Origin of the sequence: Streptomyces palmae (genome assembly GCF_004684805.1) — a bacterium.
Taxonomy (GTDB): Bacteria; Actinomycetota; Actinomycetes; order Streptomycetales; family Streptomycetaceae; genus Streptomyces; species Streptomyces palmae.
The window spans coordinates 1-8,502 of sequence record NZ_SRID01000307.1 but is presented as its reverse complement, the minus strand read 5'-3'; the positions used below and the strand labels follow the sequence as shown (position 1 = coordinate 8,502).

The following is an 8,502-nucleotide window of genomic DNA, read 5'->3' as shown; positions in this document are numbered from 1 at the left end:
GCCCCGAACCGCGCTTCCCCACCCTCGCCGCCACCTCGGCCCACCACGCCGAGGCCCGGCCCGACCGGATCGCCGTCGAATGCGACGGACGGCGGCTGACCTTCCGCGAACTGCATCTGCGCAGCAACCGCACCGCCCACGCGCTGCGCGCCGAAGGACTCGCCCCCGGCGCCCGGATCGCCTACCTGGCCAAGGACACCGAGCACTACTACGACCTGCTGCTGGCCTGCGCCAAGACCGGCGCCGTGCTGGTCCCGGTGGACCCCCGGCTCACCCCCGCCGAGATCGGGCACGTACTGCGCGACTCGGGCGCCGAGATCCTCTTCACCGAGACCGACCGGCTGCCGGCGGTGGACGCCCTGACCCCCCGGCCGCAGAGCCTGCGCACCGTCCTCACCCTGGACGCCGATCCGGCGCACGGCAGCGGGTTCCTCGGCTGGAAGGCCGACCAGCCGGACACCGACCCGGTCAGCGCCACCGGCCCCCGGCACGCCCTGGCCCAGATCTACACCAGCGGCACCACCGGCGCCCCCAAGGGCGTGGTGCTCTCCCAGGGCAGCTTCTGGGCCGTCAACGACCTGCTGGCCCGCCACCAGCTGGACTGGATCGACTGGCGCGAGGACGACCGGATCCTGCACGTGCTGCCGGGCCACCACATCGGCGGGCCCTGGTGGTTCCTCCAGGGCTTCAGGGCCGGGGCCACCAATGTGCTCTCCCAGGGATTCGACGCCAAGCGCACCCTGGGACTGATCGCCGAGGGCGGCATCACCACCACCTTGATGGTCCCCTCCATGCTGCAGATCCTGCTCGCCGAACCCGGCGTGGGACCTGGGCACTTCACCGGTCTGCGCAAGGTGGTCTACGGCGGCTCGCCCATCCCCGAACCGCTGCTCAAGCAGTGCCTGGAGACCATGGGCTGCGGGTTCGCGCAGATCTACGGGCTCACCGAGACCTGCGCCTCCGCGGTCTGCCTGCCGCCGGCCGCGCACGTCCCGGGAAGCCCGCGACTGACCGCGGCCGGGCGGCCGTACCCGGGCGTCGCCGTGCAGGTTGTCGACTCCGCGGGCGAACCGCTGCCCTGCGGCGAGGTGGGGGAGATCCGCATCGACACCCCCGCGGTGATGGCCGGCTACTGGCAGCGGCCCGAGGAGACCGAGCGCACCCTGGCCGACGGCTGGCTGCACACCGGGGACGCCGGCTTCCTCGACGAGGACGGCTACCTCTACATCCGGGACCGCATCAAGGACGTCATCCTGGTCGCCGGGGAGAACGTTTACCCGGCCGAGGTGGAGAGCGCCCTGAGCGAGCACCCGGCGGTGGCCGAGGCCGCCGTGGTCGGCGTACCCGACCAGGTGCGCGGTGAGGCCGTCCGGGCGTGTGTGGTGCCCCGGCCCGGCACCCGGCCCGGCGCACGCGAGCTGATGCTCTTCCTCCGCGAGCGGCTGGCCGACTACAAGATTCCCACGGCCTACGTGTTCATGGACTCGCTGCCGCGCAACGCCGGAGGCAAGGTCCTCCGCCGCGACCTGCGTGAAGACTCCTAGGGAGATCCCTTGCCGCACCAGATCGAAGAACTTCCGGCGCTCCCCGTCCCCCGATTGGAGGAGTGCCCCTTCGGGCCGCCGCCCGAGATGGCCGCGTTCCGGGAGCGCCCCGGCCTCACCCGGGTGCGGTGCCCCACCGGCATCACCGCCTGGCTGGTCACCCGCTACCAGGACGTACGCGAGGTGCTCGGGGACTCCGAGCGGTTCAGCAGCCGGCCCGGCCAGGCCGCCCACGTCCTGGCCCACATGAACCCGGACCTGCCCATCGGGGAGGGCGAGTTCACCCGGATGGACGGGCCCGAGTACCAGCGCTTCCGACGGCACTTCGGCCCCGAGATCGGCATGCCCAAGCGACTGGAGGAGCTGCGCCCGACGGTGCAGCGGGTCGTGGACGAACGGCTGGACCTGATGGCCGCGGCCGGCGGCACCGCCGACTTCTACGCCGACTTCGCCATCCCGGTGACCACCACCGTGATCGGCGGACTGCTGGGGGTGCCCTACTCCGACCGGAAGCTCTTCCACGACTCGGCGGCGGCCATGTTCGGCTCCGCCACCAGCGCCGGCGGCCTCAAGGCCGGCACCCAGCCGCTGTTCGAGTACGTGCACGGGCTGATCCGGGAACGCCGGGAGAACCCCGGTGAGGACGCCATCAGCCGCATGATCCAGCGCAGCGCGGGCGCCGCCGAGCCGTTCACCGACACCGAACTGATGCGGATGAGCGCCGGATTGCTGACCAGTGGCTGGGACACCACCGCCACCGTGATGACGCACGGTCTGCTGGCCCTGCTGTCCCACCCCGGGGAACTGGACCGACTGCGCGCGGACCCCTCCCTGGTGCCCGCCGCGGTGGAGGAGCTGGCCCGCTACTTCGGAGGCGCCCCCGGACTCACCCGGGAGGTCGTGCGGGACACCGACATCGGCGGACACCCGGTGGCCAAGGGGGACTTCGTGGTCCTCGCGGTCCAGGCCGCCGATCGGGACCCCTCCGCCTTCGAGGACCCCGACCGGCTGGACGTGGGCCGGCCGACCGACGGCCACCTGGGCTTCGGCTACGGACCGCACCAGTGCATCGGCCAGCAGACCGCCCGGCTGGAGCTGACCGTGACCCTGCGGACCCTGCTGCGGCGCGTCCCCTCGCTGCGCCTGGCTGTGCCGCTGTCCGACATCCGGTTCAAGACCGGAACCCCGGTGTACGGGCCCGCCGCGCTGCCCGTAGCGTGGGACGCCATCCTGCCCGCCGAAGAAGGACGATGACGGCCATGAAGGTGACGATCGACGCCGATCGCTGTGTGGCCTCCGGGATGTGCGCGTACAGCGCGCCGGAGGTCTTCGACCAGAGCGAGGAGGACGGGGTGGTGGTCCTGGTGCAGGACAGCCCGTCCGCGGACCAGCACGAAGCGGTGCGTACCGCCGCCCGCAACTGCCCCGCCCAGGTGATCACCCTGGACCAGTAGACCTCTCGCCGCCTCCTCCGGGTCCGGGCCCACGCCCGGGCCCGGAGTGCGTTTTCGGCCAATTCCGATTCTTGCCACGTGCTTGATCGACAGCCTCGGATACCCCCTGCCTACACTGACGAGACCGGATCGCGGCACGGGGGAGCAGGTTTGCTTATCGAGCGGGACGAGATAGTGGAAGCGCTTTTGGGCAGCGTTTCCGAAAGCGCAAACGGCGCTTCACAGATCATTCTCCTGGAAGGCGCGGTGGGCTGCGGGAAAAGCGCCGCACTGGAATGTGCCGCGACCCGGGCAGCCGCCGACGGCGCCTTCGTCCTCAGCGCGACCGGCGTTCACCAGGAAGGACTCAGAGCGCCCGGGCTGCTCCGGCAACTCCTCGACGGATGCGCCTTTCCCCGGGCGAAACCCCGCATCCGGGCCACCGGCAGCGTCCACGCCGACACCGTGCGCGAGCTCGGCGCCGCGCTGGCGGACGCCGCCTCGGGACGACGGATCATCCTGTGCGCGGATGACGTCCAGCATGCCGACGGATTATCACTGCGATATCTTCTCGCGATAGCCAAGCGAATCCGATGTGCCGGACTCACCCTCATTTTCGCGGAATCCGTCGACCACCCCGACCGGGATCCGGTGTTCGAGACCGAACTGCTGCGGCAGGAGAACTTCCGCCGTCTGCGGCTGCGCCCGCTCAGCCCGGAGGGCGTCGCCCTCCTCCTCGCCGACCGGCCGCGGGAGGCCACCGGTGAACCGCGGCGCGGCGACCCCTGGTGGGCGGCGAGCGGCGGCAACCCCCTGCTGCTGCGCGCCCTGCTCGCCGAGCACCAGGCCGATCCGGAGCGGGCCGCGGGGACCCCGCGGCCCGCGGTCGGCGGCCCGTTCGCCCGGGCCGTCCTCGCCTGCCTGCACCGCGGCGGCTTGCGGACCCGCGAGATCGCGGAGGCCGTCGCCGTACTCGGCGAGTACAGCACCCCCGACCTGCTCACCCGGCTGCTCGGCACCACCGCCGCCGCGGTCGCCCAGCGCGTACGGGCCCTGGACGAGGCCGGCGTCTTCGACGGCTACGAGTTCCGGCACCCGGTGGCCGCCGCGACCGTGCGGGAGCAACTGCCCCCGGCCCGCCGCGCCGCGCTCCACCGGGCGGCGGCCGGGCTGCTGCACGCCGCGGCGATGCCCGCCCCGGTCGTCGCCCCGCACCTGCTGGCGGCCCGCCATGTGGACGAGGCATGGAGCCGGTCGGTCCTCCAGGGCGCGGCCGAGGACGCACTCGCCGAGGACCGCGCGCAACTGGCCGTCGACTACCTCGAACTGGCCGCTGAGGGCTGCCGGGACGACAAACTGCGGGCCGCCATCGACGCCCGGATCACCCAGGTCACCTGGCGCCTCAGCCCCTTCCACGCCGAGCAGCGGCTGGCCGGCCCGGTCGGCGCCCAGCGGGCCGGACTGCTCCCCGGGACCGCCGGCGAACAACTGGTCAGAATGCTGCTGCTGCACGGCAGGACCTCGACGGCGGCGGAACTGGCCGGCGCCGGTGGCGACCCGCACGCCGCGGGCGCCACGCTGCTGCACACCTGCCCCCGGGGCTTCGGCGCCGACCCGACACGCTCCACCGCCGAGGGAGCGGCGGCCGCGCCACCGGCGGCGCCCGCCCTGCTGGCGGCCGGCCTCCTGTGGTTGCCGCCGGACCGCCCCGCCGACCCCCAACTGGCCGCCGAGGCCGAGCAGGCGCTGGACGCCTCCCCACTGGTCGACGCCACCCTGCCGGACATCGTCAACCAGCTGAGGCTGCTGGCCTTCGCCGGACGGCCCGAGCGGGCGGCGGTCCGAGCCCGCCGGCTCTACCAGGAGGCGGGCCGGCGCGGCGCGCCCGGCTGGCAGTCGCTGTGCTGCGCGCTGCTCGCCGAGACCGCACTGCTGCGCGGCCGGTTCCCCGAGGCCGAGGAGTACGGCCGACTGGCACTCGGCCACGCCCCGACGGCGGGTCGCAGCGGGTACGGCATGGGCCCGGTCGTCACCCGCGTCCTGGCGCTCACCGCCATGGGCCGGTACGCCGAGGCCGGGGCGCTGCTGGCGGCGCCGGTCCCGGACGAGTCGGCCGACGGCCTCGACATGCTGCCCTATCTGCGGGCCCGGGGCCGCTACCACCTGGCCGCCAACCGCCGGCACGCCGCACTGAACGACTTCCTGGGCATGGGACGGCTCGCCGCCCGATGGGACGTCGACCGGCCCGCCCTGCTGCCCTGGCGACTGGACGCGGCGGAGGCGCTACTGGAGCTGGGACGGGAGGCCGAGGCCAAGGAGCTCCTCGAGGAACAGCACGCGGCCCTCCACGAGGCCGGCGCCCGCACCCGCGGCACCACCAGACGCCTGCTGGCCGCGGTGGCCCCGGCCCGCGACCGGCGCCGGCTGCTCACCGAGGCGGTGGACGAGCTGTACCGTTCGGGCGACGTCCACGAACTCGCCCGGACACTGGCCGATCTGGCCGACACCCACCGGGCCGCCGGGGACGAGGCGCGGGCCGCGATGATGCGGCGCCGGGTGTGGCGGATGGCCGGTGACTGCGGTGCCCAGCCGCTGCGCGACACGGTGGCCCCGGCCCGCGCCGAGGAGGACGTCCCGGAACTCGCCGGGGTGCCCGGCGCCTCCCGGATCAGCGGTTCCGAGCGCCGGGTGGCGGCACTGGCGGCCCACGGGTACACCAACCGCGAGATCGCCGCCAAGCTGTTCATCACGGTCAGCACCGTGGAGCAGCACCTCACCCGGGTCTACCGCAAACTCAAGATCACCCGCCGCCAGGAACTGCCCCCGGTCGAGTTCAAGGACAGCGTCGACGAGAGCGCCTGACCGTGAGCATGCGGCATGGTGAAGCCTCTCGCGGGGCAGACCCGGCGGACCCCTGCCGGAAACCGCTCACACCGGAGCCGAGGAAGCCAGCCGATGACGTACACGACGACACCCGACGGCACCCGCATCGCCTACCAGCTCCAAGGCGACGGAGCGCCACTCGTCCTGCTGGCGGGCCAGGCCAACAACCACCACTGGTGGGATCCGGTGCGCGCCGACTTCCACCTGGCCCGCAGCACCCTCACCCTCGACTACCGCGGCACCGGCGACAGTGACAAGCCCGACACCCCGCACAGCACCGAACTGTTCGCCCAGGACGTCATCGCCGTCCTCGACGACCTCGGCATCGACCGGGCCGACGTCTACGGCACGTCCATGGGCGGCCGGGTGGCCCAGCAACTCGCCGCCCGCCATCCGCACCGGGTCAGCGCCCTGGTCCTCGGCTGCACCTCACCCGGCGGCCCGCACGGCATCGAACGCGACAACGACGTCCGCCAGGCCCTGGCCCGGTCCCAGCCCGGAGCCGCGCGGCAGGCCCTGCTGGAGCTCATGTACACCCCCCGCTGGCTCGCCGACCACCCCGGCCCGCACCACACCCTCGGCGACCCCCGGATGCCCGCCCACTCCCGGCGCCACCACCTCGCGGCCAGCAACCGGCACAACGCCTGGGACCTCCTGCCCGGTATCAGCGCTCCCACCCTGGTCCTCCACGGAACCGACGACCTGCTCAACCCCACCGCCAACGCGCTCCTGCTCGCCGACCGCATCCCCGACGCCCGACTCCACCTGATCCCCGACGCCCGCCACGCCTACTTCGAGGAAGCCCGCGCCCACGCCGGCCCCCTGGTCCTGGACTTCCTCACCGCCACCTCGCACCAGCCGTAGAAGCCCGGGCACGAGGAATTGCAAAATTTAGCAACTGCATACATGCTGATGTGGCTGTGCCCGCCCGCCCGGTAGCCGCGGGTACAGCGCAGTCGTGTCCGCCCGGGCGGGCAGGCGCGGGACGGGGAAGCCGAGGAGCCGCCCGCCCGGCCCGCGGGACCGCCGACCAGGCCGGTCGCGTTCCGGCCCCAAAGCGGCAGGCCCGGCCGATCGGCAGCCGACCCACTGACCCCCCGTGTGTCCCGCATATCAGCCCACTGACCGAAAGACCCTGGTGCGATGAGTGACAACCTCCCCGCCTGCCCCGAGTGCTCCGGTGCGTACGCCTACGAGATGGGTGCGCTGCTGGTCTGCCCCGAGTGCGGGCACGAATGGTCGCCGTCCGAGGAGTCCGCGGGTGACACCGGGGGCAAGGTGGTCAAGGACGCGTTCGGCAACGTGCTCGCCGACGGTGACGCCGTGACGGTGGTCAAGACGCTGAAGGTCAAGGGCAGCCCGACCGGGATCAAGGCGGGGACCAAGGTGCGCAACATCCGCCTGGTCGACGGCGTGGACGGCCACGACATCGACTGCAAGGTCGACGGGTTCGGGGCCATGCAGCTCAAGTCCAGCGTGGTCAAGAAGGCCTGACCCGGCAGCCCGCTGCGCCAGACCGCCCCGAGACGAGGTCCCGGGGCGGTCTCGTGTGTCGGGCCCTGGCATGCGCCGCAGCCGGCAGGTGCGGGCAGCCGGTCAGCCGGGGAACAGGTCGGTGAACGCCTGGGTGCCTTCGGCCACCGTCCGCCCGAAGGGGGCGTCCAGGTCCCACACCAGGAACAGCAGGAACGCGATCAGCATGCTGAACAGCCCGGACAGCAGTAGCTCACGTGGTGATCGGCGGATCTGGAGGGTGAAGACCAGGCCGACCGTCACCACCGCCCCGAGCACCAGCCCGAACCAGACCACCCCGGGAAGCGCGGGCCCCGCGTTCTGCTCCCGGGCCCCGCGGGCGTCCGACACCGCGGCCACCTGGTCCACCAGCGGCTGGTAGGTCTGCGCCTCCACCTCGCCCCGCGGCTCATGGCGGACGACGTCCAGCCGCAGAGTGCGCAGCAGATCGTCGCCGCGCTCGGTCAGCTCGCCCTCGTCCAGCATCACCCGCCACTCCCGGTGCACCACATGGTCCACATACGCCTCGACGTCCGCTCGGATGCGGTCCCGCACCGGCGGGGGATAGGCGGCGGCCCGCTCGCTCACCTCGTACAGGGCCTGCGCCTCCCGCCGGACCTCGTCCTGGGCGGCGCCGCGCGACTCCCAGACTCCGGCGATCGCCAGACCGAGCACGATGGCGTACACCACCCCGATCATCATGGTCATGTACTCGATGACATCCGGGGTCTCCGAGGGGTCGTAGTCCTCACCCACCCGGCGCTCCTTGAGCACGGTGATCGCCAGCACCACGGCACATACCGCGGCCATCGCGAGGAGCAGCACCAGCCATTCGGACATGGCAGACCTCCAGGGTCGTCAGCCGCGCCGCCGGCCGCGGGAGCCGGCGCGCGAACGGGGGCGGAGTGTGGCCGCGGCCAGCACGGCGGGCGCGGTGAGCAGCAACGTCGCGGTGACCGGCGAGGTGTGGTGCCGGACCTGGTGCCCGGCGGGCCGGTGGTAGGCGGGAGGCAGCGCGACCCGGGACGGTGCCGGGTCCGGCGCGGGCCGGGCGGACGGCGGGACGGCGGGCGCCGGGGGCCGGGTGCGCGCCGGCTGGGCGGTATGCCGAGAGGGCGAGGCCGAGGGCG

General features: G+C 73.3%; 7 protein-coding genes and 2 pseudogenes. 7 read left to right on the top strand and 2 right to left on the bottom strand.

Features of this window, described 5'->3' with window-relative positions; all coding sequences use genetic code 11:
• From E4099_RS24780 to E4099_RS24755, 7 genes and pseudogenes are all read left to right on the top strand, one after another.
• The coding region (locus E4099_RS24780) for a long-chain-fatty-acid--CoA ligase (protein ID WP_135341336.1) at positions 1–1,544 on the top strand (1,544 nt) is incomplete at its 5' end.
• Positions 1,545–1,553: 9 nt separating this feature from the next.
• Positions 1,554–2,798: a cytochrome P450 gene (locus E4099_RS24775; RefSeq protein ID WP_245245144.1), complete on the top strand. Its 1,245-nt coding sequence runs from the start codon at positions 1,554–1,556 to the stop codon at positions 2,796–2,798.
• Positions 2,795–2,998: a ferredoxin gene (locus tag E4099_RS24770; RefSeq protein ID WP_425348272.1), complete on the top strand. Its 204-nt coding sequence runs from the start codon at positions 2,795–2,797 to the stop codon at positions 2,996–2,998. The genes E4099_RS24775 and E4099_RS24770 overlap by 4 nt, the downstream gene beginning before the upstream one ends.
• A 78-nt stretch (positions 2,999–3,076) precedes the next feature.
• Positions 3,077–3,502 (top strand): annotated as a pseudogene (locus E4099_RS35260) (P-loop NTPase family protein); the annotation flags it as partial.
• Positions 3,503–3,628: 126 nt separating this feature from the next.
• The gene (locus E4099_RS24765) at positions 3,629–5,839 is read left to right on the top strand and encodes a LuxR family transcriptional regulator (RefSeq protein ID WP_245245142.1); all 2,211 of its coding nucleotides are present in this window, start codon (positions 3,629–3,631) and stop codon (positions 5,837–5,839) included.
• Positions 5,840–5,932: 93 nt separating this feature from the next.
• Positions 5,933–6,724 (top strand): alpha/beta fold hydrolase, encoded by a 792-nt coding sequence (locus E4099_RS24760; RefSeq protein WP_135341333.1) that lies wholly within the window; start codon positions 5,933–5,935, stop codon positions 6,722–6,724.
• A 279-nt stretch (positions 6,725–7,003) separates the two neighbouring features.
• A complete protein-coding gene (locus E4099_RS24755) occupies positions 7,004–7,354 on the top strand; it encodes a zinc ribbon domain-containing protein YjdM (RefSeq protein ID WP_135341332.1) in 351 nt (116 codons plus the stop codon).
• 102 nt (positions 7,355–7,456) lie between these two features.
• Here E4099_RS24755 and E4099_RS24750 read toward each other — a convergent pair whose 3' ends face one another.
• Complete coding sequence (locus E4099_RS24750; RefSeq protein WP_135341331.1) at positions 7,457–8,212, bottom strand: bestrophin-like domain; 756 nt, start codon at positions 8,210–8,212, stop codon at positions 7,457–7,459.
• Between the two features lie 18 nt (positions 8,213–8,230).
• Positions 8,231–8,502: pseudogene (locus tag E4099_RS33725) on the bottom strand (hypothetical protein); the annotation flags it as partial.